This window comes from Carnobacterium viridans (assembly GCF_900102725.1).
In the GTDB taxonomy this organism is placed as follows: Bacteria; Bacillota; Bacilli; order Lactobacillales; family Carnobacteriaceae; genus Carnobacterium_B; species Carnobacterium_B viridans.
The window spans coordinates 1-23,591 of the sequence record NZ_FNJW01000004.1; the positions used below are offsets into that span (position 1 = coordinate 1).

Below are 23,591 nucleotides of genomic sequence, written 5' to 3' on the forward strand. Positions count from 1 at the left end.
AAAGACTTTGTTTAACAGAAGGAATTGCAAATAAGACTACTATTCCAATAATGATAGCTATAACTATAGATATTTTTTTTTTTCATTGCTACATTCTCCTATCCTTAATTTTAATAGTTTAAATACTCTCTAAAAAATGAAATAACAAAAATAACCTTATTAAAATAAGATTCGGGATACATAATTCTATGGAATTTCATGTATCTTTAAATTTAAAAAAAGACTGGAGAATTGAAAAAATGTTCAAAAGTTTAACTTATTCTACTAAAAATTTATTGGAGCTATATTTGATTTAATTTCTACTATCGTAATTGCTCTATTACCTTAAAACTATCATCTGAAATAGGTGTACTAAAATCGAGTTTACTAGTTATAAAGGGTAAAATAATTTTGATTTAACAAGGTTTTACATACACGACTTTATCTAATTTCATGTGTTAAAAACGATAATATCCTGTTATTTATTATTAGCAATTAAAAGTTTAAAAATGTTGTTTTATCTTCTCTGTCTGAAAACAGCGTCCGGAATAATTTGAGCTTGTGTATCTGAAATATAGAGAAAAAATAAGTTCTGGTATTCTTTATAGAGTTATAGTCGCTCCAAACATAAAAATAGAGCCTCGCTCTCTAGAAGCTTCAAGTCCTTTTAAATCAATTTTATAAGTAACGTTTTCTTTTAACAAACGATCTTTTTTAAATTTCTTTCTGTACATCCAAATGGTACGATAGAAGCTTAGAATAAGGACAAATAAAGTAGCAATAATTGCAATAACTAAGCTTGATAATTGGTTTTGACCAAAAGATAATAAATAGAACGCAGTAGCTAATAAAAAAAAAGTGCCAGAATAAAGAATAAGAATATTTTTTTTAGCTAGATATAAACTAGCTCGTACATATTCTTTCTCGAATATCAACATTGACATAAATCTTTTTCCTTTGCAGAAGATCAGTCAAATATAAACCTTCTTTCATTTTCTTGTAACTAAATTTATATATCGATGATAGATAAATCTAAATCTCTCTACTTTTAAGATGAAAAACAACCTTGGTTTAATAAGGTTCGAATACATAATTCTATACAATTTCATGTATTACTGTTTTTTGAAGTATACCTTATCAGAATTTATATGTTTTGAGACTAATTCTTTAAATAGGGAAATGTCTTTTTTAGAACCAAAATAGCTCTTGGGTAATGAAATGCAAAAGATTTAGAAAAATAAACAATAAAATCATGTTTGATTTCTCGAACTGAGTAAATACGATCCCAGTCACGATGACTATTCCCATTTGAAGCACTTAAATTAAGTCCTAAATCGTTTGCTTCAACCGTGAGTTCTTCTCTTAAATCATGGTCACTTCTAAATTCTTTTTTTTGCTTTAATAACTTACAGCAAAAAAAGAGAGTGGAACAGCAATTAAAAGGACAGATAATGCAGAAATAATAAAAATTCGTTAGCAACGAAAGATCTGTTAAAGTAAATAAATAGATCATTAATATTAAAAACCGCTAATTTAAAACTTTTATAGCATATTTCATTCTCATATATAAGAAAGTTCGAGTATAATCTTTTCTGTTACAGAGAATTTAACTAGAAACATTTTCTTCGTTATTCATAAACTACCTCCTGATAAAATAAGTAAAAAATTTAAAGTCATCTGTTGCTTTATTATAGCAAAGATAAAATAAGCTTGTTTAATTTAAAAAAAGAACCTTAAACTAATAAGGTTCTCAATACAATGAATCTATGTAATTTCATGTATCAATTAAAATTATTGATAGTATCTTTTAAGTTCTTTCCGTTCTACTAATTACTTTTTATTGTAATATTCTAATGCATGGGAGGTTTTAAAATGAAAAATAAAAGGCGTTTTAATTATTTTTTTAATAGGATGTGTAGTAGGAGTTATTCTTTACCTATTGATATCTTCATTACCTATTTTAAATTGAATCTACCAGAAAATAAGTACATAAATAAAACGAAAAAGCAGAGATCAAATAATAAATTGACCTTTGTTTTTTTATTTTTATTTCTAAAAATCATGAGAAAAAACAGCAAAAACGTCACACACTTGTCCGACAGTTTGTGCCACAAGTGCATGACAGAATGTCGGACAAGTGTGTGACGCTGTGCCACAAGTGTGGCACACAAGGCCTTTGAAAGGTTATTAAATCAATGTTTTCAAACATGATGAAAAATCGCTATATCAGCGATTTAGACGTCTTTTTTTTCACTAAGATTCATCAGGCACAGCCTGACAAGTCAACGTTTTGAAGCGAAGCGAAAATCGGACGACGTCGGAATCTCTTTATGCTCTTACCAAGAATTACCTAAATCTCATTTTATTTCCGCTACAATTTTTTTCTATTTTTGAATTTTCTTTTTTTCTTTGATTTTTTTCAAATGAGTGCAACGAATTTTTAAAATTGCGGAGCGATTTTCACACATTTTTTTAGCACAAACACGATATTTTTTTATCGTGTGTAAGTGCGCACTTATATTTATTTAGATCTTAGCACATACTCCAAATATTTTATTGGAGTATAAGTGCGCCCTTTCTTTTAAATTAATAAATCTATAATTAGCTATATCATTTTTTATTAGGAGGTGTATTTTTGAATAAAGAAATTATGAAAAACCACTTTTTTTATTAGCAATATTCAACTTTTCTATGGGAATGTTTTTTATTTTTCAAGATGAGATAATCGCCAGACTGCTGCTTATATTCTGCAATTAAATTTTATTATTTTACTTCACCTTGCTCGAAAAAATCAAAATAAAAAAGATAATTAAATACTTTAGGAGGTTTTTTTTTGGCAGATTACATAGTTTACGTTCTCGTTGCGATAATTGTTTTTGGTCATTTATTTAGTATTTTTAATATTATGTTAGGAAACTATACGTCTATATTTGTACGCTTTTTCTCTGTGGTCTCTGTTAAATCAAATCAACTTACAAGATTGTCTAAACCTCAACAGAAAAAGTTTAAATCTTTATTAGTTTTAGCTGGAATCCTACACATTTTAATTACCCTAGTGGTGCTTGGTGTTGCTTTATCAGACGCTGATTCAGGCATAACATTAATTTGTATTCTTTCTTACTCTGCTAATACTATGTTTTTTAGTTACCTTACACGTAAAGTTTTAGAGAGTAACTCTTGATTCAAAGTCAATAGCTAAAATAAGCTTTAAAATCATTTCTAAGCTACTTAAAAATCAAATGAGGGAAATATGTGTTTAGAAGGGTGAAATCTGTTAAACATGCTTTTTTTTGCGTTTAACGATGGGTATTCAACTAAGTTGCTGTCTGTTTTTGGTTTTTTCTGATTTTGGGTATGTAGGGCTTGCCCTGCACGAACGTAGAGAGCAGTAAACAAATATCATCCTTAAGCTGTTTTAACAATAAGCCATTTATCAGATTTTTAGACAGTCCCCTTTTTTCCTTGCAAATGGAGCGAAGCGACTTCTTTTGACCTTATAAGATAGTCCTTAGCTTGCGAAGCAAGGTTTCCTTTGAATGATCTGTTACTTGATTTTAAATGGTTATATGCGATAATAAAGGTACAAAAAGATATTCACGATAAAGCCAAAGACCAGTGGGGGCAACCTACTGGTCTTTTTTTCGTATTTTTCTATACGGGCAGGCTAGCTGTCTGTTTTGTCCTTGGAATCTAGCCATTTGATTATGCCATGGGCAATGACATTAATCAGGACTCCAAGTAAGACGTCAAAAAGTATATTCACAATAAAGCCTCCTTTCTTGCTGAATAGTTCAGCTTAAAAAGGTGACAGCTAAATAAGTATAGCAGTTACCACTATTTTTTAACCAATCCTTTTTTTCGCGCGTCTGCGTTTTATTACTTTTTATTAAATTCATTAACTTTATTAACTTTAAGGTCGCTATAAACACATATATACCAACGGTTTATAGACTCTATTGAAAGTTTTTATCCCTCTATTGAAAGTTTTTATCCCTCTATTGAAAGTTTTTATCCCTCTATCGAAAGTTTTTTATCCTCTTTCTATAAGCTTGAAATTAAAAACATATTCATATTGATTAGTTATGTAAGTTACGTTACTATTAACTTACAACTAACAAGGGGGTTCTTCTATGGCCGGGAGATTAAATAAAAAGGAAGTTCTGATTAGCAATGCAGATAGTATTAAAAGAGCAATGAGCTATCAACCTCAAAACTCAATCAAGGTTTGACCTTGAACCAAATGCAGTTGCTATCCTATGCGATTTATTCTACACAAAAAGATGGTTCGACAACTTTTATTAAGGCTGATTTCGAGAAGAATTTGGCATTGAAAAATATCAAACTAAGCATGCAAAGGTTGACGCCCAAAGAATACTAAGTATTCAAGCAGGTTGGAAGATTTAGAGAATGACTCATTCGAATACTGGAATGTTTTTAGGAAAATGAAATATGACAATGGTACCTTTACGTTTCTCTGGGATCCAGAAATCACACCACATATATTAGACTTGAAAGATAGGTATGTCTTGACTGACTTGACTGTCACTGCGAAATTCAAAGTGGTTTTAGTTGGACTTTGTACGACCACTTGAGAGGTTCATACGGCTGTGGTATAGTCTTTGACAAAAGATACTATCATGGAAATTTTTGGTGTCGATGAAAAGAAAAGTTATCGTGAAAATACGGGCTTCTGAAGAAATATGTTCTCGATGTCGCGATTGCTGAAATCAATAAATTTACCGAGTTAGAAGTGAAGTATGAAGAGATAAAAAAAGGTCGTTCAATTACTGGATTCAAATTGATTTGGAGTACTGGTAAAGGAATTTCAAAAGCTTCTCAGAAGCAAATTGATATATTATTTAGTATGGCAGATGTAGTTTTGAACGATATACTAATGTATGCAGAAATTAATGATAAAACGAATAGAGAAAGAGCTTTATCTATTATCCGAGATTTTCAGACAATGAGAGCCCGTTACTTAGACCAAGAAGTAGGATTAACAGCTGATCATTGTAGCAAACTTACTAAAAAAGCAAATGACGACTTAGAAGCTTTAAATTTTCTACTCGAAACGGAAGGGAAAGAACCACTTAATCCTAAAGTTCCGTTGTTTAATTGGCTTAAAAATTAATTATTTAAACAGGAGCGTATAAAATGAGTTACAAGTCACGAAAAAGAAAATCAGAGAATAGAAAAAACATACAACTATTTTACAATTTAGTTAAACAATCAAAAGAATGGGCTATTAGCCAGTATGGTGTAAAGATTGATATACCTGTATTTTTAAATACTAAAAAAGAAGATTCTCTTTTAAAAAATAACCAATCTGGTTATATGCTTTCTTCGTCTGAAGATGTTCCCCAAAAAATAGTTATTTCTAAAGATTTTTTAGAAAAGAATAAAACAATAGATATTCAAGGAACTATTAAACATGAATTTTTGCATTACATTGGGTGGAAACTTGATAAAGATTTTGACGATGGAGATGAGTGGTTTGAAAATCAACTTGCAAGAAACTTACTTTACAGCAACTATAATATCTTTTTAAATTATGCTCTATTGAGTTAAGTTCAAGTTATTCTTTTAATCTAAAAAATTTTATTCATAATAAGTAAAATTTATAGTTGTATGTATAGGATATAAACCTGTCCAGTAATAGAGAGAAGGCATAACAAGGAGAGTTAACATGAGTAAAAAAACAATTAAAGAATTAGCAGAAGAAATAGGTGTGAGCAAAACAGCAATTTCGAAAAAAGTAACAGAAACACAAAAGAAGAAATGGTTTACGAAAATCGGAAACCAGTTTGTGATAAGCGAAGAAGGTCAAAAAGTTATTAAATCAATGTTTATTTCGGATAAAAAAAACCAATCGCAAACTGATAAGCAAACTAGTTTCCGAAATAACGAAAACCAAGTTTACGACTCATATTTCTATCAAGAACAGCTTTTAGCTAAAGACAAGCAGATAGATATGCTTCAAAAACTACTAAAAGAACAACAAAATCTATTGGACCAGCAACAACGTCTTACCTTACAAACTAATAAGCAAATTGAACAACTGCAGTTAGAATCAAATAAAAAAGTAGAATATGATTTCACCCAAACAGATCAATATGTTTCTAACGCTGCAACTGAAGATAATACCGAACCAGCACAAGTAAAAAAAGGCTTTTTCAGTCGTCTGTTTAGCAAAAAGGGATAGTCGATTGTAACGCTGTTAAAAATGAAATCATGTATTGAACGAGAGTAAAGAAAAAGAACCCTATGGGAATAGGATTCCGGATACACGTTTTTATCCAATTTCATGTATTAAAAATAATAACTCTTTTTTGATCTTGATATAGGAATCAGGAAAAAGATATTATTTTTTTTGGTTGCTTTTTCCCAACTTCTAATTACACTGACAATAATTACTAGTGGCAAAAAATAAAGACTTTGTTTAACAGAAGGAATTGCAAATAAGACTACTATTCCAATAATGATAGCTATAACTATAGATATTTTTGTTATTTTCATTGCTACATTCTCCTATCCTTAATTTTAATAGTTTAAATATACTCTCTAAAAAATGAAATAACAAAAATAACCTTATTAAAATAAGATTCGGGATACATAATTCTATGGAATTTCATGTATCTTTAAATTTAAAAAAGACTGGAGAATTGAAAAATATGTTCAAAAGTTTAACTTATTCTACTAAAAATTTATTGGAGCTATATTTGATTTAATTTCTACTATCGTAATTGCTCTATTACCTTAAAACTATCATCTGAAATAGGGTGTACTAAAATCGAGTTTACTAGTTATAAAGGGTAAAATAATTTTTGATTTAACAAGGTTTTACATACACGACTTTATCTAATTTCATGTGTTAAAAACGATATTATCCTGTTATTTATTATTAGCAATTAAAAGTTTAAAATGTTGTTTATCTTCTTCTGTCTGAAAACAGCGTTCCGGAATAATTTGAGCTTGTGTATCTGAAATATAGAGAAGAAATAAGTCTTGGTATTCTTTTATAGAGTTATAGTCGCTCCAAGACATAAAAATAGAGCCTCGCTCTCTAGAAGCTTCAAGTCCTTTTAAATCAATTTTATAAGTAACGTTTTCTTTTAACAAACGATCTTTTTTAAATTTCTTTCTGTACATCCAAATGGTACGATAGAAGCTTAGAATAAGGACAAATAAAGTAGCAATAATTGCAATAACTAAGCTTGATAATTGGTTTTGACCAAAAGATAATAAATAGAACGCAGTAGCTAATAAAAAAAAGTGCCAGAATAAAGAATAAGAATATTTTTTTTAGCTAGATATAAACTAGCTCGTACATATTCTTTCTCGGAAATATCAACATTGACATAAATCTCTTTTTCCTTTGCAGAAGGATCAGTCAAATTATAACCTTCTTTCCATATTTTCTTTGTACTAAATTTATTATATCGTATTGATAGATAAATCTAAATCTCTCTACTTTTAAGATGAAAAACAACCTTGGTTTAATAAGGTTCTGAATACATAATTCTATACAATTTCATGTATTACTGTTTTTTGAAGTATACCTTATCAGAATTTATATGTTTTGAGACTAATTCTTTAAATAGGGAAATGTCTTTTTTAGAACCAAAATAGCTCTTGGGTAATGAAAATGCAAAAGATTTAGAAAAATAAACAATAAAATCATGTTTGATTTCTCGAACTGAGTAAATACGATCCCAGTCACGATGACTATTCCCATTTGAAGCACTTAAATTAAGTCCTAAATCGTTTGCTTCAACCGTGAGTTCTTCTCTTAAATCATGGTCACTTCTAAATTCTTTTTTTGCTTTATAACTTACAGCAAAAAAAGAGAGTGGAACAGCAATTAAAAGGACAGATAATGCAGAAATAATAAAATTCGTTAGCAACGAAAGATCTGTTAAAGTAAATAAATAGATCATTAATATTAAAAAACCGCTAATTAAAACTTTTATAGCATATTTCATTCTCATATATAAGAAAGTTCGAGTATAATCTTTTTCTGTTACAGAGAATTTAACTAGAACATTTTCTTCGTTATTCATAAACTACCTCCTGATAAAATAAGTAAAAAAATTTAAGTCATCTGTTGCTTTTATTATAGCAAAGATAAAATAAGCTTTGTTTAATTTAAAAAAAGAACCTTAAACTAATAAGGTTCTCAATACATGAATCTATGTAATTTCATGTATCAATTAAAATTATTGATAGTATCTTTTAAGTTCTTTCCGTTCTACTAATTACTTTTTATTGTAATATTCTAATGCATGGGAGGTTTTAAAATGAAAAATAAAAGGCGTTTAATTATTTTTTTAATAGGATGTGTAGTAGGAGTTATTCTTTACCTATTGATATCTTCATTACCTATTTTAAATTGAATCTAACCAGAAAATAAGTACATAAATAAAACGAAAAAGCAGAGATCAAATAATAAATTGACCTTTGTTTTTTTTATTTTTATTTCTAAAAATCATGAGAAAAAAACAGCAAAAACGTCACACACTTGTCCGACAGTTTGTGCCACAAGTGCATGACAGAATGTCGGACAAGTGTGTGACGCTGTGCCACAAGTGTGGCACACAAGGCCTTTGAAAGGTTATTAAATCAATGTTTTCAAACATGATGAAAAATCGCTATATCAGCGATTTAGACGTCTTTTTTTTCACTAAGATTCATCAGGCACAGCCTGACAAGTCAACGTTTTGAAGCGAAGCGAAAATCGGACGACGTCGGAATCTCTTTATGCTCTTACCAAGAATTACCTAAATCTCATTTTATTTCCGCTACAATTTTTTTCTATTTTTGAATTTTCTTTTTTTCTTTGATTTTTTTCAAATGAGTGCAACGAATTTTTAAAATTGCGGAGCGATTTTTCACACATTTTTTTAGCACAAACACGATATTTTTTTATCGTGTGTAAGTGCGCACTTATATTTATTTTAGATCTTAGCACATACTCCAAATATTTTATTGGAGTATAAGTGCGCCCTTTCTTTTTAAATTAATAAATCTATAATTAGCTATATCATTTTTTATTAGGAGGTGTATTTTTGAATAAAGAAATTATGAAAAACCCACTTTTTTTATTAGCAATATTCAACTTTTCTATGGGAATGTTTTTTATTTTTCAAGATGAGATAATCGCCAGACCTGCTGCTTATATTCTGCAATTAAATTTTATTATTTTACTTCACCTTGCTCGAAAAAATCAAAATAAAAAAGATAATTAAATACTTTAGGAGGTTTTTTTTTGGCAGATTACATAGTTTACGTTCTCGTTGCGATAATTGTTTTTGGTCATTTATTTAGTATTTTTAATATTATGTTAGGAAACTATACGTCTATATTTGTACGCTTTTTCTCTGTGGTCTCTGTTAAATCAAATCAACTTACAAGATTGTCTAAACCTCAACAGAAAAAGTTTAAATCTTTATTAGTTTTAGCTGGAATCCTACACATTTTAATTACCCTAGTGGTGCTTGGTGTTGCTTTATCAGACGCTGATTCAGGCATAACATTAATTTGTATTCTTTCTTACTCTGCTAATACTATGTTTTTTAGTTACCTTACACGTAAAGTTTTAGAGAGTAACTCTTGATTCAAAGTCAATAGCTAAAATAAGCTTTAAAATCATTTCTAAGCTACTTTAAAAATCAAATGAGGGAAATATGTGTTTAGAAGGGTGAAATCTGTTAAACATGCTTTTTTTTGCGTTTAACGATGGGTATTCAACTAAGTTGCTGTCTGTTTTTTGGTTTTTTCTGATTTTGGGTATGTAGGGCTTGCCCTGCACGAACGTAGAGAGCAGTAAACAAATATCATCCTTAAGCTGTTTTAACAATAAGCCCATTTATCAGATTTTTAGACAGTCCCCTTTTTTCCTTGCAAATGGAGCGAAGCGACTTCTTTTGACCTTATAAGATAGTCCTTAGCTTGCGAAGCAAGGTTTCCTTTGAATGATCTGTTACTTGATTTTAAATGGTTATATGCGATAATAAAGGTACAAAAAGATATTCACGATAAAGCCAAAGACCAGTGGGGGGCAACCTACTGGTCTTTTTTTTCGTATTTTTCTATACGGGCAGGCTAGCTGTCTGTTTTGTCCTTGGAATCTAGCCATTTGATTATGCCATGGGCAATGACATTAATCAGGACTCCAAGTAAGACGTCAAAAAGTATATTCACAATAAAGCCTCCTTTCTTGCTGAATAGTTCAGCTTAAAAAGGTGACAGCTAAATAAGTATAGCAGTTACCACTATTTTTTAACCAATCCTTTTTTTTCGCGCGTCTGCGTATTTATTACTTTTTATTAAATTCATTAACTTTATTAACTTTAAGGTCGCTATAAACACATATATACCAACGGTTTATAGACTCTATTGAAAGTTTTTTATCCCTCTATTGAAAGTTTTTTATCCCTCTATTGAAAGTTTTTTATCCCTCTATCGAAAGTTTTTTATCCCTCTTTCTATAAGCTTGAAATTAAAAACATATTCATATTGATTAGTTATGTAAGTTACGTTACTATTAACTTACAACTAACAAGGGGGTTCTTCTATGGCCGGGAGATTAAATAAAAAGGAAGTTCTGATTAGCAATGCAGATAGTATTAAAAAGAGCAATGAGCTATCAACCTCAAAACTCAATCAAGGTTTGACCTTGAACCAAATGCAGTTGCTATCCTATGCGATTTATTCTACACAAAAAGATGGTTCGACAACTTTTATTAAGGCTGATTTCGAGAAGAAATTTGGCATTGAAAAATATCAAACTAAGCATGCAAAGGTTGACGCCCAAAGAATACTAAGTATTCAAGCAGGGTTGGAAGATTTAGAGAATGACTCATTCGAATACTGGAATGTTTTTAGGAAAATGAAATATGACAATGGTACCTTTACGTTTCTCTGGGATCCAGAAATCACACCACATATATTAGACTTGAAAGATAGGTATGTCTTGACTGACTTGACTGTCACTGCGAAATTCAAAAGTGGTTTTAGTTGGACTTTGTACGACCACTTGAGAGGTTCATACGGCTGTTGGTATAAGTCTTTGACAAAAGATACTATCATGGAAATTTTTGGTGTCGATGAAAAGAAAAGTTATCGTGAAAATACGGGGCTTCTGAAGAAATATGTTCTCGATGTCGCGATTGCTGAAATCAATAAATTTACCGAGTTAGAAGTGAAGTATGAAGAGATAAAAAAAGGTCGTTCAATTACTGGATTCAAATTGATTTGGAGTACTGGTAAAGGAATTTCAAAAGCTTCTCAGAAGCAAATTGATATATTATTTAGTATGGCAGATGTAGTTTTGAACGATATACTAATGTATGCAGAAATTAATGATAAAACGAATAGAGAAAGAGCTTTATCTATTATCCGAGATTTTCAGACAATGAGAGCCCGTTACTTAGACCAAGAAGTAGGATTAACAGCTGATCATTGTAGCAAACTTACTAAAAAAGCAAATGACGACTTAGAAGCTTTAAATTTTCTACTCGAAACGGAAGGGAAAGAACCACTTAATCCTAAAGTTCCGTTGTTTAATTGGCTTAAAAATTAATTATTTAAACAGGAGCGTATAAAATGAGTTACAAGTCACGAAAAAGAAAATCAGAGAATAGAAAAAACATACAACTATTTTACAATTTAGTTAAACAATCAAAAGAATGGGCTATTAGCCAGTATGGTGTAAAGATTGATATACCTGTATTTTTAAATACTAAAAAAGAAGATTCTCTTTTAAAAAATAACCAATCTGGTTATATGCTTTCTTCGTCTGAAGATGTTCCCCAAAAAATAGTTATTTCTAAAGATTTTTTAGAAAAGAATAAAACAATAGATATTCAAGGAACTATTAAACATGAATTTTTGCATTACATTGGGTGGAAACTTGATAAAGATTTTGACGATGGAGATGAGTGGTTTGAAAATCAACTTGCAAGAAACTTACTTTACAGCAACTATAATATCTTTTTAAATTATGCTCTATTGAGTTAAGTTCAAGTTATTCTTTTAATCTAAAAAATTTTATTCATAATAAGTAAAATTTATAGTTGTATGTATAGGATATAAACCTGTCCAGTAATAGAGAGAAGGCATAACAAGGAGAGTTAACATGAGTAAAAAAACAATTAAAGAATTAGCAGAAGAAATAGGTGTGAGCAAAACAGCAATTTCGAAAAAAGTAACAGAAACACAAAAGAAGAAATGGTTTACGAAAATCGGAAACCAGTTTGTGATAAGCGAAGAAGGTCAAAAAGTTATTAAATCAATGTTTATTTCGGATAAAAAAAACCAATCGCAAACTGATAAGCAAACTAGTTTCCGAAATAACGAAAACCAAGTTTACGACTCATATTTCTATCAAGAACAGCTTTTAGCTAAAGACAAGCAGATAGATATGCTTCAAAAACTACTAAAAGAACAACAAAATCTATTGGACCAGCAACAACGTCTTACCTTACAAACTAATAAGCAAATTGAACAACTGCAGTTAGAATCAAATAAAAAAGTAGAATATGATTTCACCCAAACAGATCAATATGTTTCTAACGCTGCAACTGAAGATAATACCGAACCAGCACAAGTAAAAAAAGGCTTTTTCAGTCGTCTGTTTAGCAAAAAGGGATAGTCGATTGTAACGCTGTTAAAAATGAAATCATGTATTGAACGAGAGTAAAGAAAAAGAACCCTATGGGAATAGGATTCCGGATACACGTTTTTATCCAATTTCATGTATTAAAAATAATAACTCTTTTTTGATCTTGATATAGGAATCAGGAAAAAGATATTATTTTTTTTTGGTTGCTTTTTCCCAACTTCTAATTACACTGACAATAATTACTAGTGGCAAAAAATAAAGACTTTGTTTAACAGAAGGAATTGCAAATAAGACTACTATTCCAATAATGATAGCTATAACTATAGATATTTTTGTTATTTTCATTGCTACATTCTCCTATCCTTAATTTTAATAGTTTAAATATACTCTCTAAAAAATGAAATAACAAAAATAACCTTATTAAAATAAGATTCGGGATACATAATTCTATGGAATTTCATGTATCTTTAAATTTAAAAAAGACTGGAGAATTGAAAAATATGTTCAAAAGTTTAACTTATTCTACTAAAAATTTATTGGAGCTATATTTGATTTAATTTCTACTATCGTAATTGCTCTATTACCTTAAAACTATCATCTGAAATAGGGTGTACTAAAATCGAGTTTACTAGTTATAAAGGGTAAAATAATTTTTGATTTAACAAGGTTTTACATACACGACTTTATCTAATTTCATGTGTTAAAAACGATATTATCCTGTTATTTATTATTAGCAATTAAAAGTTTAAAATGTTGTTTATCTTCTTCTGTCTGAAAACAGCGTTCCGGAATAATTTGAGCTTGTGTATCTGAAATATAGAGAAGAAATAAGTCTTGGTATTCTTTTATAGAGTTATAGTCGCTCCAAGACATAAAAATAGAGCCTCGCTCTCTAGAAGCTTCAAGTCCTTTTAAATCAATTTTATAAGTAACGTTTTCTTTTAACAAACGATCTTTTTTAAATTTCTTTCTGTACATCCAAATGGTACGATAGAAGCTTAGAATAAGGACAAATAAAGTAGCAATAATTGCAATAACTAAGCTTGATAATTGGTTTTGACCAAAAGATAATAAATAGAACGCAGTAGCTAATAAAAAAAAAGTGCCAGAATAAAGAATAAGAATATTTTTTTTAGCTAGATATAAACTAGCTCGTACATATTCTTTCTCGGAAATATCAACATTGACATAAATCTCTTTTTCCTTTGCAGAAGGATCAGTCAAATTATAACCTTCTTTCCATATTTTCTTTGTACTAAATTTATTATATCGTATTGATAGATAAATCTAAATCTCTCTACTTTTAAGATGAAAAACAACCTTGGTTTAATAAGGTTCTGAATACATAATTCTATACAATTTCATGTATTACTGTTTTTTGAAGTATACCTTATCAGAATTTATATGTTTTGAGACTAATTCTTTAAATAGGGAAATGTCTTTTTTAGAACCAAAATAGCTCTTGGGTAATGAAAATGCAAAAGATTTAGAAAAATAAACAATAAAATCATGTTTGATTTCTCGAACTGAGTAAATACGATCCCAGTCACGATGACTATTCCCATTTGAAGCACTTAAATTAAGTCCTAAATCGTTTGCTTCAACCGTGAGTTCTTCTCTTAAATCATGGTCACTTCTAAATTCTTTTTTTGCTTTATAACTTACAGCAAAAAAAGAGAGTGGAACAGCAATTAAAAGGACAGATAATGCAGAAATAATAAAATTCGTTAGCAACGAAAGATCTGTTAAAGTAAATAAATAGATCATTAATATTAAAAAACCGCTAATTAAAACTTTTATAGCATATTTCATTCTCATATATAAGAAAGTTCGAGTATAATCTTTTTCTGTTACAGAGAATTTAACTAGAACATTTTCTTCGTTATTCATAAACTACCTCCTGATAAAATAAGTAAAAAAATTTAAGTCATCTGTTGCTTTTATTATAGCAAAGATAAAATAAGCTTTGTTTAATTTAAAAAAAGAACCTTAAACTAATAAGGTTCTCAATACATGAATCTATGTAATTTCATGTATCAATTAAAATTATTGATAGTATCTTTTAAGTTCTTTCCGTTCTACTAATTACTTTTTATTGTAATATTCTAATGCATGGGAGGTTTTAAAATGAAAAATAAAAGGCGTTTAATTATTTTTTTAATAGGATGTGTAGTAGGAGTTATTCTTTACCTATTGATATCTTCATTACCTATTTTAAATTGAATCTAACCAGAAAATAAGTACATAAATAAAACGAAAAAGCAGAGATCAAATAATAAATTGACCTTTGTTTTTTTTATTTTTATTTCTAAAAATCATGAGAAAAAAACAGCAAAAACGTCACACACTTGTCCGACAGTTTGTGCCACAAGTGCATGACAGAATGTCGGACAAGTGTGTGACGCTGTGCCACAAGTGTGGCACACAAGGCCTTTGAAAGGTTATTAAATCAATGTTTTCAAACATGATGAAAAATCGCTATATCAGCGATTTAGACGTCTTTTTTTTCACTAAGATTCATCAGGCACAGCCTGACAAGTCAACGTTTTGAAGCGAAGCGAAAATCGGACGACGTCGGAATCTCTTTATGCTCTTACCAAGAATTACCTAAATCTCATTTTATTTCCGCTACAATTTTTTTCTATTTTTGAATTTTCTTTTTTTCTTTGATTTTTTTCAAATGAGTGCAACGAATTTTTAAAATTGCGGAGCGATTTTTCACACATTTTTTTAGCACAAACACGATATTTTTTTATCGTGTGTAAGTGCGCACTTATATTTATTTTAGATCTTAGCACATACTCCAAATATTTTATTGGAGTATAAGTGCGCCCTTTCTTTTTAAATTAATAAATCTATAATTAGCTATATCATTTTTTATTAGGAGGTGTATTTTTGAATAAAGAAATTATGAAAAACCCACTTTTTTTATTAGCAATATTCAACTTTTCTATGGGAATGTTTTTTATTTTTCAAGATGAGATAATCGCCAGACCTGCTGCTTATATTCTGCAATTAAATTTTATTATTTTACTTCACCTTGCTCGAAAAAATCAAAATAAAAAAGATAATTAAATACTTTAGGAGGTTTTTTTTTGGCAGATTACATAGTTTACGTTCTCGTTGCGATAATTGTTTTTGGTCATTTATTTAGTATTTTTAATATTATGTTAGGAAACTATACGTCTATATTTGTACGCTTTTTCTCTGTGGTCTCTGTTAAATCAAATCAACTTACAAGATTGTCTAAACCTCAACAGAAAAAGTTTAAATCTTTATTAGTTTTAGCTGGAATCCTACACATTTTAATTACCCTAGTGGTGCTTGGTGTTGCTTTATCAGACGCTGATTCAGGCATAACATTAATTTGTATTCTTTCTTACTCTGCTAATACTATGTTTTTTAGTTACCTTACACGTAAAGTTTTAGAGAGTAACTCTTGATTCAAAGTCAATAGCTAAAATAAGCTTTAAAATCATTTCTAAGCTACTTTAAAAATCAAATGAGGGAAATATGTGTTTAGAAGGGTGAAATCTGTTAAACATGCTTTTTTTTGCGTTTAACGATGGGTATTCAACTAAGTTGCTGTCTGTTTTTTGGTTTTTTCTGATTTTGGGTATGTAGGGCTTGCCCTGCACGAACGTAGAGAGCAGTAAACAAATATCATCCTTAAGCTGTTTTAACAATAAGCCCATTTATCAGATTTTTAGACAGTCCCCTTTTTTCCTTGCAAATGGAGCGAAGCGACTTCTTTTGACCTTATAAGATAGTCCTTAGCTTGCGAAGCAAGGTTTCCTTTGAATGATCTGTTACTTGATTTTAAATGGTTATATGCGATAATAAAGGTACAAAAAGATATTCACGATAAAGCCAAAGACCAGTGGGGGGCAACCTACTGGTCTTTTTTTTCGTATTTTTCTATACGGGCAGGCTAGCTGTCTGTTTTGTCCTTGGAATCTAGCCATTTGATTATGCCATGGGCAATGACATTAATCAGGACTCCAAGTAAGACGTCAAAAAGTATATTCACAATAAAGCCTCCTTTCTTGCTGAATAGTTCAGCTTAAAAAGGTGACAGCTAAATAAGTATAGCAGTTACCACTATTTTTTAACCAATCCTTTTTTTTCGCGCGTCTGCGTATTTATTACTTTTTATTAAATTCATTAACTTTATTAACTTTAAGGTCGCTATAAACACATATATACCAACGGTTTATAGACTCTATTGAAAGTTTTTTATCCCTCTATTGAAAGTTTTTTATCCCTCTATTGAAAGTTTTTTATCCCTCTATCGAAAGTTTTTTATCCCTCTTTCTATAAGCTTGAAATTAAAAACATATTCATATTGATTAGTTATGTAAGTTACGTTACTATTAACTTACAACTAACAAGGGGGTTCTTCTATGGCCGGGAGATTAAATAAAAAGGAAGTTCTGATTAGCAATGCAGATAGTATTAAAAAGAGCAATGAGCTATCAACCTCAAAACTCAATCAAGGTTTGACCTTGAACCAAATGCAGTTGCTATCCTATGCGATTTATTCTACACAAAAAGATGGTTCGACAACTTTTATTAAGGCTGATTTCGAGAAGAAATTTGGCATTGAAAAATATCAAACTAAGCATGCAAAGGTTGACGCCCAAAGAATACTAAGTATTCAAGCAGGGTTGGAAGATTTAGAGAATGACTCATTCGAATACTGGAATGTTTTTAGGAAAATGAAATATGACAATGGTACCTTTACGTTTCTCTGGGATCCAGAAATCACACCACATATATTAGACTTGAAAGATAGGTATGTCTTGACTGACTTGACTGTCACTGCGAAATTCAAAAGTGGTTTTAGTTGGACTTTGTACGACCACTTGAGAGGTTCATACGGCTGTTGGTATAAGTCTTTGACAAAAGATACTATCATGGAAATTTTTGGTGTCGATGAAAAGAAAAGTTATCGTGAAAATACGGGGCTTCTGAAGAAATATGTTCTCGATGTCGCGATTGCTGAAATCAATAAATTTACCGAGTTAGAAGTGAAGTATGAAGAGATAAAAAAAGGTCGTTCAATTACTGGATTCAAATTGATTTGGAGTACTGGTAAAGGAATTTCAAAAGCTTCTCAGAAGCAAATTGATATATTATTTAGTATGGCAGATGTAGTTTTGAACGATATACTAATGTATGCAGAAATTAATGATAAAACGAATAGAGAAAGAGCTTTATCTATTATCCGAGATTTTCAGACAATGAGAGCCCGTTACTTAGACCAAGAAGTAGGATTAACAGCTGATCATTGTAGCAAACTTACTAAAAAAGCAAATGACGACTTAGAAGCTTTAAATTTTCTACTCGAAACGGAAGGGAAAGAACCACTTAATCCTAAAGTTCCGTTGTTTAATTGGCTTAAAAATTAATTATTTAAACAGGAGCGTATAAAATGAGTTACAAGTCACGAAAAAGAAAATCAGAGAATAGAAAAAACATACAACTATTTTACAATTTAGTTAAACAATCAAAAGAATGGGCTATTAGCCAGTATGGTGTAAAGATTGATATACCTGTATTTTTAAATACTAAAAAAGAAGATTCTCTTTTAAAAAATAACCAATCTGGTTATATGCTTTCTTCGTCTGAAGATGTTCCCCAAAAAATAGTTATTTCTAAAGATTTTTTAGAAAAGAATAAAACAATAGATATTCAAGGAACTATTAAACATGAATTTTTGCATTACATTGGGTGGAAACTTGATAAAGATTTTGACGATGGAGATGAGTGGTTTGAAAATCAACTTGCAAGAAACTTACTTTACAGCAACTATAATATCTTTTTAAATTATGCTCTATTGAGTTAAGTTCAAGTTATTCTTTTAATCTAAAAAATTTTATTCATAATAAGTAAAATTTATAGTTGTATGTATAGGATATAAACCTGTCCAGTAATAGAGAGAAGGCATAACAAGGAGAGTTAACATGAGTAAAAAAACAATTAAAGAATTAGCAGAAGAAATAGGTGTGAGCAAAACAGCAATTTCGAAAAAAGTAACAGAAACACAAAAGAAGAAATGGTTTACGAAAATCGGAAACCAGTTTGTGATAAGCGAAGAAGGTCAAAAAGTTATTAAATCAATGTTTATTTCGGATAAAAAAAACCAATCGCAAACTGATAAGCAAACTAGTTTCCGAAATAACGAAAACCAAGTTTACGACTCATATTTCTATCAAGAACAGCTTTTAGCTAAAGACAAGCAGATAGATATGCTTCAAAAACTACTAAAAGAACAACAAAATCTATTGGACCAGCAACAACGTCTTACCTTACAAACTAATAAGCAAATTGAACAACTGCAGTTAGAATCAAATAAAAAAGTAGAATATGATTTCACCCAAACAGATCAATATGTTTCTAACGCTGCAACTGAAGATAATACCGAACCAGCACAAGTAAAAAAAGGCTTTTTCAGTCGTCTGTTTAGCAAAAAGGGATAGTCGATTGTAACGCTGTTAAAAATGAAATCATGTATTGAACGAGAGTAAAGAAAAAGAACCCTATGGGAATAGGATTCCGGATACACGTTTTTATCCAATTTCATGTATTAAAAATAATAACTCTTTTTTGATCTTGATATAGGAATCAGGAAAAAGATATTATTTTTTTTTGGTTGCTTTTTCCCAACTTCTAATTACACTGACAATAATTACTAGTGGCAAAAAATAAAGACTTTGTTTAACAGAAGGAATTGCAAATAAGACTACTATTCCAATAATGATAGCTATAACTATAGATATTTTTGTTATTTTCATTGCTACATTCTCCTATCCTTAATTTTAATAGTTTAAATATACTCTCTAAAAAATGAAATAACAAAAATAACCTTATTAAAATAAGATTCGGGATACATAATTCTATGGAATTTCATGTATCTTTAAATTTAAAAAAGACTGGAGAATTGAAAAATATGTTCAAAAGTTTAACTTATTCTACTAAAAATTTATTGGAGCTATATTTGATTTAATTTCTACTATCGTAATTGCTCTATTACCTTAAAACTATCATCTGAAATAGGGTGTACTAAAATCGAGTTTACTAGTTATAAAGGGTAAAATAATTTTTGATTTAACAAGGTTTTACATACACGACTTTATCTAATTTCATGTGTTAAAAACGATATTATCCTGTTATTTATTATTAGCAATTAAAAGTTTAAAATGTTGTTTATCTTCTTCTGTCTGAAAACAGCGTTCCGGAATAATTTGAGCTTGTGTATCTGAAATATAGAGAAGAAATAAGTCTTGGTATTCTTTTATAGAGTTATAGTCGCTCCAAGACATAAAAATAGAGCCTCGCTCTCTAGAAGCTTCAAGTCCTTTTAAATCAATTTTATAAGTAACGTTTTCTTTTAACAAACGATCTTTTTTAAATTTCTTTCTGTACATCCAAATGGTACGATAGAAGCTTAGAATAAGGACAAATAAAGTAGCAATAATTGCAATAACTAAGCTTGATAATTGGTTTTGACCAAAAGATAATAAATAGAACGCAGTAGCTAATAAAAAAAAAGTGCCAGAATAAAGAATAAGAATATTTTTTTTAGCTAGATATAAACTAGCTCGTACATATTCTTTCTCGGAAATATCAACATTGACATAAATCTCTTTTTCCTTTGCAGAAGGATCAGTCAAATTATAACCTTCTTTCCATATTTTCTTTGTACTAAATTTATTATATCGTATTGATAGATAAATCTAAATCTCTCTACTTTTAAGATGAAAAACAACCTTGGTTTAATAAGGTTCTGAATACATAATTCTATACAATTTCATGTATTACTGTTTTTTGAAGTATACCTTATCAGAATTTATATGTTTTGAGACTAATTCTTTAAATAGGGAAATGTCTTTTTTAGAACCAAAATAGCTCTTGGGTAATGAAAATGCAAAAGATTTAGAAAAATAAACAATAAAATCATGTTTGATTTCTCGAACTGAGTAAATACGATCCCAGTCACGATGACTATTCCCATTTGAAGCACTTAAATTAAGTCCTAAATCGTTTGCTTCAACCGTGAGTTCTTCTCTTAAATCATGGTCACTTCTAAATTCTTTTTTTGCTTTATAACTTACAGCAAAAAAAGAGAGTGGAACAGCAATTAAAAGGACAGATAATGCAGAAATAATAAAATTCGTTAGCAACGAAAGATCTGTTAAAGTAAATAAATAGATCATTAATATTAAAAAACCGCTAATTAAAACTTTTATAGCATATTTCATTCTCATATATAAGAAAGTTCGAGTATAATCTTTTTCTGTTACAGAGAATTTAACTAGAACATTTTCTTCGTTATTCATAAACTACCTCCTGATAAAATAAGTAAAAAAATTTAAGTCATCTGTTGCTTTTATTATAGCAAAGATAAAATAAGCTTTGTTTAATTTAAAAAAAGAACCTTAAACTAATAAGGTTCTCAATACATGAATCTATGTAATTTCATGTATCAATTAAAATTATTGATAGTATCTTTTAAGTTCTTTCCGTTCTACTAATTACTTTTTATTGTAATATTCTAATGCATGGGAGGTTTTAAAATGAAAAATAAAAGGCGTTTAATTATTTTTTTAATAGGATGTGTAGTAGGAGTTATTCTTTACCTATTGATATCTTCATTACCTATTTTAAATTGAATCTAACCAGAAAATAAGTACATAAATAAAACGAAAAAGCAGAGATCAAATAATAAATTGACCTTTGTTTTTTTTATTTTTATTTCTAAAAATCATGAGAAAAAAACAGCAAAAACGTCACACACTTGTCCGACAGTTTGTGCCACAAGTGCATGACAGAATGTCGGACAAGTGTGTGACGCTGTGCCACAAGTGTGGCACACAAGGCCTTTGAAAGGTTATTAAATCAATGTTTTCAAACATGATGAAAAATCGCTATATCAGCGATTTAGACGTCTTTTTTTTCACTAAGATTCATCAGGCACAGCCTGACAAGTCAACGTTTTGAAGCGAAGCGAAAATCGGACGACGTCGGAATCTCTTTATGCTCTTACCAAGAATTACCTAAATCTCATTTTATTTCCGCTACAATTTTTTTCTATTTTTGAATTTTCTTTTTTTCTTTGATTTTTTTCAAATGAGTGCAACGAATTTTTAAAATTGCGGAGCGATTTTTCACACATTTTTTTAGCACAAACACGATATTTTTTTATCGTGTGTAAGTGCGCACTTATATTTATTTTAGATCTTAGCACATACTCCAAATATTTTATTGGAGTATAAGTGCGCCCTTTCTTTTTAAATTAATAAATCTATAATTAGCTATATCATTTTTTATTAGGAGGTGTATTTTTGAATAAAGAAATTATGAAAAACCCACTTTTTTTATTAGCAATATTCAACTTTTCTATGGGAATGTTTTTTATTTTTCAAGATGAGATAATCGCCAGACCTGCTGCTTATATTCTGCAATTAAATTTTATTATTTTACTTCACCTTGCTCGAAAAAATCAAAATAAAAAAGATAATTAAATACTTTAGGAGGTTTTTTTTTGGCAGATTACATAGTTTACGTTCTCGTTGCGATAATTGTTTTTGGTCATTTATTTAGTATTTTTAATATTATGTTAGGAAACTATACGTCTATATTTGTACGCTTTTTCTCTGTGGTCTCTGTTAAATCAAATCAACTTACAAGATTGTCTAAACCTCAACAGAAAAAGTTTAAATCTTTATTAGTTTTAGCTGGAATCCTACACATTTTAATTACCCTAGTGGTGCTTGGTGTTGCTTTATCAGACGCTGATTCAGGCATAACATTAATTTGTATTCTTTCTTACTCTGCTAATACTATGTTTTTTAGTTACCTTACACGTAAAGTTTTAGAGAGTAACTCTTGATTCAAAGTCAATAGCTAAAATAAGCTTTAAAATCATTTCTAAGCTACTTTAAAAATCAAATGAGGGAAATATGTGTTTAGAAGGGTGAAATCTGTTAAACATGCTTTTTTTTGCGTTTAACGATGGGTATTCAACTAAGTTGCTGTCTGTTTTTTGGTTTTTTCTGATTTTGGGTATGTAGGGCTTGCCCTGCACGAACGTAGAGAGCAGTAAACAAATATCATCCTTAAGCTGTTTTAACAATAAGCCCATTTATCAGATTTTTAGACAGTCCCCTTTTTTCCTTGCAAATGGAGCGAAGCGACTTCTTTTGACCTTATAAGATAGTCCTTAGCTTGCGAAGCAAGGTTTCCTTTGAATGATCTGTTACTTGATTTTAAATGGTTATATGCGATAATAAAGGTACAAAAAGATATTCACGATAAAGCCAAAGACCAGTGGGGGGCAACCTACTGGTCTTTTTTTTCGTATTTTTCTATACGGGCAGGCTAGCTGTCTGTTTTGTCCTTGGAATCTAGCCATTTGATTATGCCATGGGCAATGACATTAATCAGGACTCCAAGTAAGACGTCAAAAAGTATATTCACAATAAAGCCTCCTTTCTTGCTGAATAGTTCAGCTTAAAAAGGTGACAGCTAAATAAGTATAGCAGTTACCACTATTTTTTAACCAATCCTTTTTTTTCGCGCGTCTGCGTATTTATTACTTTTTATTAAATTCATTAACTTTATTAACTTTAAGGTCGCTATAAACACATATATACCAACGGTTTATAGACTCTATTGAAAGTTTTTTATCCCTCTATTGAAAGTTTTTTATCCCTCTATTGAAAGTTTTTTATCCCTCTATCGAAAGTTTTTTATCCCTCTTTCTATAAGCTTGAAATTAAAAACATATTCATATTGATTAGTTATGTAAGTTACGTTACTATTAACTTACAACTAACAAGGGGGTTCTTCTATGGCCGGGAGATTAAATAAAAAGGAAGTTCTGATTAGCAATGCAGATAGTATTAAAAAGAGCAATGAGCTATCAACCTCAAAACTCAATCAAGGTTTGACCTTGAACCAAATGCAGTTGCTATCCTATGCGATT

Annotated in this window: 28 protein-coding genes; 17 read left to right on the top strand and 11 right to left on the bottom strand. The window is 29.7% G+C overall.

Features of this window, described 5'->3' with window-relative positions:
- Window positions 1-581: 581 nt before the first annotated feature.
- Together BLT48_RS00950 and BLT48_RS13710 are read right to left on the bottom strand one after the other, a co-directional pair.
- Entirely contained in the window at window positions 582-923 is a 342-nt protein-coding gene (locus BLT48_RS00950) for a hypothetical protein (protein WP_089974503.1), read from the bottom strand.
- Window positions 924-1,138: 215 nt separating this feature from the next.
- Window positions 1,139-1,492 (bottom strand): YcxB family protein, encoded by a 354-nt coding sequence (locus tag BLT48_RS13710; RefSeq protein WP_176944028.1) that lies wholly within the window; start codon window positions 1,490-1,492, stop codon window positions 1,139-1,141.
- 1,320 nt (window positions 1,493-2,812) lie between these two features.
- Here BLT48_RS13710 and BLT48_RS00955 point away from each other — a divergent pair.
- The 5 genes from BLT48_RS00955 to BLT48_RS00970 all read left to right on the top strand — a co-directional run bounded on the left by BLT48_RS00955 (window position 2,813) and on the right by BLT48_RS00970 (window position 6,181).
- On the top strand, window positions 2,813-3,160 hold the full coding sequence (locus tag BLT48_RS00955; RefSeq protein WP_089974506.1) for a hypothetical protein: 348 nt from the start codon (window positions 2,813-2,815) through the stop codon (window positions 3,158-3,160).
- Window positions 3,161-4,370: 1,210 nt separating this feature from the next.
- Window positions 4,371-4,571, top strand: a complete 201-nt coding sequence (locus BLT48_RS14405) for a RepB family plasmid replication initiator protein (RefSeq protein ID WP_369332857.1) — start codon at window positions 4,371-4,373, stop codon at window positions 4,569-4,571.
- A gap of 98 nt (window positions 4,572-4,669) precedes the next feature.
- The gene (locus BLT48_RS00960) at window positions 4,670-5,110 is read left to right on the top strand and encodes a replication initiation protein (RefSeq protein WP_089974508.1); all 441 of its coding nucleotides are present in this window, start codon (window positions 4,670-4,672) and stop codon (window positions 5,108-5,110) included.
- Between the two features lie 23 nt (window positions 5,111-5,133).
- Entirely contained in the window at window positions 5,134-5,547 is a 414-nt protein-coding gene (locus BLT48_RS00965; RefSeq protein ID WP_035024309.1) for a SprT family zinc-dependent metalloprotease, read from the top strand.
- 118 nt (window positions 5,548-5,665) lie between these two features.
- Window positions 5,666-6,181, top strand: a complete 516-nt coding sequence (locus tag BLT48_RS00970) for a hypothetical protein (protein ID WP_089974511.1) — start codon at window positions 5,666-5,668, stop codon at window positions 6,179-6,181.
- A gap of 107 nt (window positions 6,182-6,288) precedes the next feature.
- Here BLT48_RS00970 and BLT48_RS00975 read toward each other — a convergent pair whose 3' ends face one another.
- The 3 genes from BLT48_RS00975 to BLT48_RS00985 all read right to left on the bottom strand — a co-directional run bounded on the left by BLT48_RS00975 (window position 6,289) and on the right by BLT48_RS00985 (window position 8,039).
- Complete coding sequence (locus BLT48_RS00975) at window positions 6,289-6,495, bottom strand: hypothetical protein (RefSeq protein ID WP_089974513.1); 207 nt, start codon at window positions 6,493-6,495, stop codon at window positions 6,289-6,291.
- A 375-nt stretch (window positions 6,496-6,870) separates the two neighbouring features.
- Entirely contained in the window at window positions 6,871-7,128 is a 258-nt protein-coding gene (locus tag BLT48_RS00980; RefSeq protein WP_089974515.1) for a YcxB family protein, read from the bottom strand.
- A 389-nt stretch (window positions 7,129-7,517) separates the two neighbouring features.
- A complete protein-coding gene (locus tag BLT48_RS00985) occupies window positions 7,518-8,039 on the bottom strand; it encodes a YcxB family protein (RefSeq protein ID WP_089974516.1) in 522 nt (173 codons plus the stop codon).
- Window positions 8,040-9,044: 1,005 nt separating this feature from the next.
- Here BLT48_RS00985 and BLT48_RS00990 point away from each other — a divergent pair.
- The 5 genes from BLT48_RS00990 to BLT48_RS01010 all read left to right on the top strand — a co-directional run bounded on the left by BLT48_RS00990 (window position 9,045) and on the right by BLT48_RS01010 (window position 12,631).
- The gene (locus BLT48_RS00990; RefSeq protein ID WP_035024323.1) at window positions 9,045-9,224 is read left to right on the top strand and encodes a hypothetical protein; all 180 of its coding nucleotides are present in this window, start codon (window positions 9,045-9,047) and stop codon (window positions 9,222-9,224) included.
- A 20-nt stretch (window positions 9,225-9,244) separates the two neighbouring features.
- Complete coding sequence (locus tag BLT48_RS00995; RefSeq protein ID WP_089974506.1) at window positions 9,245-9,592, top strand: hypothetical protein; 348 nt, start codon at window positions 9,245-9,247, stop codon at window positions 9,590-9,592.
- 960 nt (window positions 9,593-10,552) lie between these two features.
- Window positions 10,553-11,560 carry a replication initiation protein gene (locus BLT48_RS01000; RefSeq protein WP_035024319.1) on the top strand — a complete coding sequence of 336 codons (1,008 nt, stop codon included), beginning with the start codon at window positions 10,553-10,555 and terminating at the stop codon, window positions 11,558-11,560.
- Between the two features lie 23 nt (window positions 11,561-11,583).
- Window positions 11,584-11,997, top strand: a complete 414-nt coding sequence (locus BLT48_RS01005) for a SprT family zinc-dependent metalloprotease (protein WP_035024309.1) — start codon at window positions 11,584-11,586, stop codon at window positions 11,995-11,997.
- Between the two features lie 118 nt (window positions 11,998-12,115).
- The gene (locus tag BLT48_RS01010) at window positions 12,116-12,631 is read left to right on the top strand and encodes a hypothetical protein (RefSeq protein ID WP_089974511.1); all 516 of its coding nucleotides are present in this window, start codon (window positions 12,116-12,118) and stop codon (window positions 12,629-12,631) included.
- 159 nt (window positions 12,632-12,790) lie between these two features.
- Here the strand turns inward: BLT48_RS01010 and BLT48_RS13715 are convergent, their stop codons facing one another.
- From BLT48_RS13715 to BLT48_RS01020, 3 genes are all read right to left on the bottom strand, one after another.
- The gene (locus BLT48_RS13715; protein WP_176944029.1) at window positions 12,791-12,946 is read right to left on the bottom strand and encodes a hypothetical protein; all 156 of its coding nucleotides are present in this window, start codon (window positions 12,944-12,946) and stop codon (window positions 12,791-12,793) included.
- A gap of 375 nt (window positions 12,947-13,321) precedes the next feature.
- Window positions 13,322-13,825: a YcxB family protein gene (locus tag BLT48_RS01015; protein ID WP_089974519.1), complete on the bottom strand. Its 504-nt coding sequence runs from the start codon at window positions 13,823-13,825 to the stop codon at window positions 13,322-13,324.
- Window positions 13,826-13,969: 144 nt separating this feature from the next.
- On the bottom strand, window positions 13,970-14,491 hold the full coding sequence (locus BLT48_RS01020; RefSeq protein ID WP_089974516.1) for a YcxB family protein: 522 nt from the start codon (window positions 14,489-14,491) through the stop codon (window positions 13,970-13,972).
- A gap of 1,005 nt (window positions 14,492-15,496) precedes the next feature.
- On the opposite strand from BLT48_RS01020, the gene BLT48_RS01025 reads away from it, so the two are divergent.
- The 5 genes from BLT48_RS01025 (at window position 15,497) to BLT48_RS01045 (ending at window position 19,083) form a co-directional block, all read left to right on the top strand.
- On the top strand, window positions 15,497-15,676 hold the full coding sequence (locus BLT48_RS01025; RefSeq protein ID WP_035024323.1) for a hypothetical protein: 180 nt from the start codon (window positions 15,497-15,499) through the stop codon (window positions 15,674-15,676).
- A 20-nt stretch (window positions 15,677-15,696) separates the two neighbouring features.
- The gene (locus tag BLT48_RS01030) at window positions 15,697-16,044 is read left to right on the top strand and encodes a hypothetical protein (RefSeq protein ID WP_089974506.1); all 348 of its coding nucleotides are present in this window, start codon (window positions 15,697-15,699) and stop codon (window positions 16,042-16,044) included.
- A 960-nt stretch (window positions 16,045-17,004) separates the two neighbouring features.
- Window positions 17,005-18,012 carry a replication initiation protein gene (locus BLT48_RS01035; RefSeq protein WP_035024319.1) on the top strand — a complete coding sequence of 336 codons (1,008 nt, stop codon included), beginning with the start codon at window positions 17,005-17,007 and terminating at the stop codon, window positions 18,010-18,012.
- Between the two features lie 23 nt (window positions 18,013-18,035).
- Window positions 18,036-18,449 (top strand): SprT family zinc-dependent metalloprotease, encoded by a 414-nt coding sequence (locus BLT48_RS01040; protein ID WP_035024309.1) that lies wholly within the window; start codon window positions 18,036-18,038, stop codon window positions 18,447-18,449.
- Window positions 18,450-18,567: 118 nt separating this feature from the next.
- Window positions 18,568-19,083, top strand: coding sequence for a hypothetical protein (locus BLT48_RS01045; RefSeq protein ID WP_089974511.1), 516 nt, complete (start codon window positions 18,568-18,570; stop codon window positions 19,081-19,083).
- A 159-nt stretch (window positions 19,084-19,242) separates the two neighbouring features.
- On the opposite strand, the gene BLT48_RS13720 is transcribed toward BLT48_RS01045, so the two are convergent.
- The 3 genes from BLT48_RS13720 to BLT48_RS01055 form a co-directional block, all read right to left on the bottom strand.
- Window positions 19,243-19,398, bottom strand: a complete 156-nt coding sequence (locus BLT48_RS13720) for a hypothetical protein (RefSeq protein ID WP_176944029.1) — start codon at window positions 19,396-19,398, stop codon at window positions 19,243-19,245.
- Between the two features lie 375 nt (window positions 19,399-19,773).
- The gene (locus tag BLT48_RS01050) at window positions 19,774-20,277 is read right to left on the bottom strand and encodes a YcxB family protein (RefSeq protein WP_089974519.1); all 504 of its coding nucleotides are present in this window, start codon (window positions 20,275-20,277) and stop codon (window positions 19,774-19,776) included.
- 144 nt (window positions 20,278-20,421) lie between these two features.
- Complete coding sequence (locus BLT48_RS01055; RefSeq protein ID WP_089974516.1) at window positions 20,422-20,943, bottom strand: YcxB family protein; 522 nt, start codon at window positions 20,941-20,943, stop codon at window positions 20,422-20,424.
- A gap of 1,005 nt (window positions 20,944-21,948) precedes the next feature.
- On the opposite strand from BLT48_RS01055, the gene BLT48_RS01060 reads away from it, so the two are divergent.
- Together BLT48_RS01060 and BLT48_RS01065 are read left to right on the top strand one after the other, a co-directional pair.
- Window positions 21,949-22,128, top strand: a complete 180-nt coding sequence (locus BLT48_RS01060) for a hypothetical protein (RefSeq protein ID WP_035024323.1) — start codon at window positions 21,949-21,951, stop codon at window positions 22,126-22,128.
- Window positions 22,129-22,148: 20 nt separating this feature from the next.
- Window positions 22,149-22,496, top strand: a complete 348-nt coding sequence (locus tag BLT48_RS01065) for a hypothetical protein (protein ID WP_089974506.1) — start codon at window positions 22,149-22,151, stop codon at window positions 22,494-22,496.
- Window positions 22,497-23,591: the final 1,095 nt, after the last annotated feature.

Coding starts and splice junctions, on each gene's coding strand:
- BLT48_RS00950 (WP_089974503.1), bottom strand. CDS start 923: ATGTCAATGTTGATATTCGAGAAAGAATATGTACGAGCTAGTTTATAT.
- BLT48_RS13710 (WP_176944028.1), bottom strand. CDS start 1,492: ATGATCTATTTATTTACTTTAACAGATCTTTCGTTGCTAACGAATTTT.
- BLT48_RS00965 (WP_035024309.1), top strand. CDS start 5,134: ATGAGTTACAAGTCACGAAAAAGAAAATCAGAGAATAGAAAAAACATA.
- BLT48_RS00970 (WP_089974511.1), top strand. CDS start 5,666: ATGAGTAAAAAAACAATTAAAGAATTAGCAGAAGAAATAGGTGTGAGC.
- BLT48_RS00975 (WP_089974513.1), bottom strand. CDS start 6,495: ATGAAAATAACAAAAATATCTATAGTTATAGCTATCATTATTGGAATA.
- BLT48_RS00980 (WP_089974515.1), bottom strand. CDS start 7,128: ATGTACAGAAAGAAATTTAAAAAAGATCGTTTGTTAAAAGAAAACGTT.
- BLT48_RS00985 (WP_089974516.1), bottom strand. CDS start 8,039: ATGAATAACGAAGAAAATGTTCTAGTTAAATTCTCTGTAACAGAAAAA.
- BLT48_RS01000 (WP_035024319.1), top strand. CDS start 10,553: ATGGCCGGGAGATTAAATAAAAAGGAAGTTCTGATTAGCAATGCAGAT.
- BLT48_RS01005 (WP_035024309.1), top strand. CDS start 11,584: ATGAGTTACAAGTCACGAAAAAGAAAATCAGAGAATAGAAAAAACATA.
- BLT48_RS01010 (WP_089974511.1), top strand. CDS start 12,116: ATGAGTAAAAAAACAATTAAAGAATTAGCAGAAGAAATAGGTGTGAGC.
- BLT48_RS13715 (WP_176944029.1), bottom strand. CDS start 12,946: ATGAAAATAACAAAAATATCTATAGTTATAGCTATCATTATTGGAATA.
- BLT48_RS01020 (WP_089974516.1), bottom strand. CDS start 14,491: ATGAATAACGAAGAAAATGTTCTAGTTAAATTCTCTGTAACAGAAAAA.
- BLT48_RS01035 (WP_035024319.1), top strand. CDS start 17,005: ATGGCCGGGAGATTAAATAAAAAGGAAGTTCTGATTAGCAATGCAGAT.
- BLT48_RS01040 (WP_035024309.1), top strand. CDS start 18,036: ATGAGTTACAAGTCACGAAAAAGAAAATCAGAGAATAGAAAAAACATA.
- BLT48_RS01045 (WP_089974511.1), top strand. CDS start 18,568: ATGAGTAAAAAAACAATTAAAGAATTAGCAGAAGAAATAGGTGTGAGC.
- BLT48_RS13720 (WP_176944029.1), bottom strand. CDS start 19,398: ATGAAAATAACAAAAATATCTATAGTTATAGCTATCATTATTGGAATA.
- BLT48_RS01055 (WP_089974516.1), bottom strand. CDS start 20,943: ATGAATAACGAAGAAAATGTTCTAGTTAAATTCTCTGTAACAGAAAAA.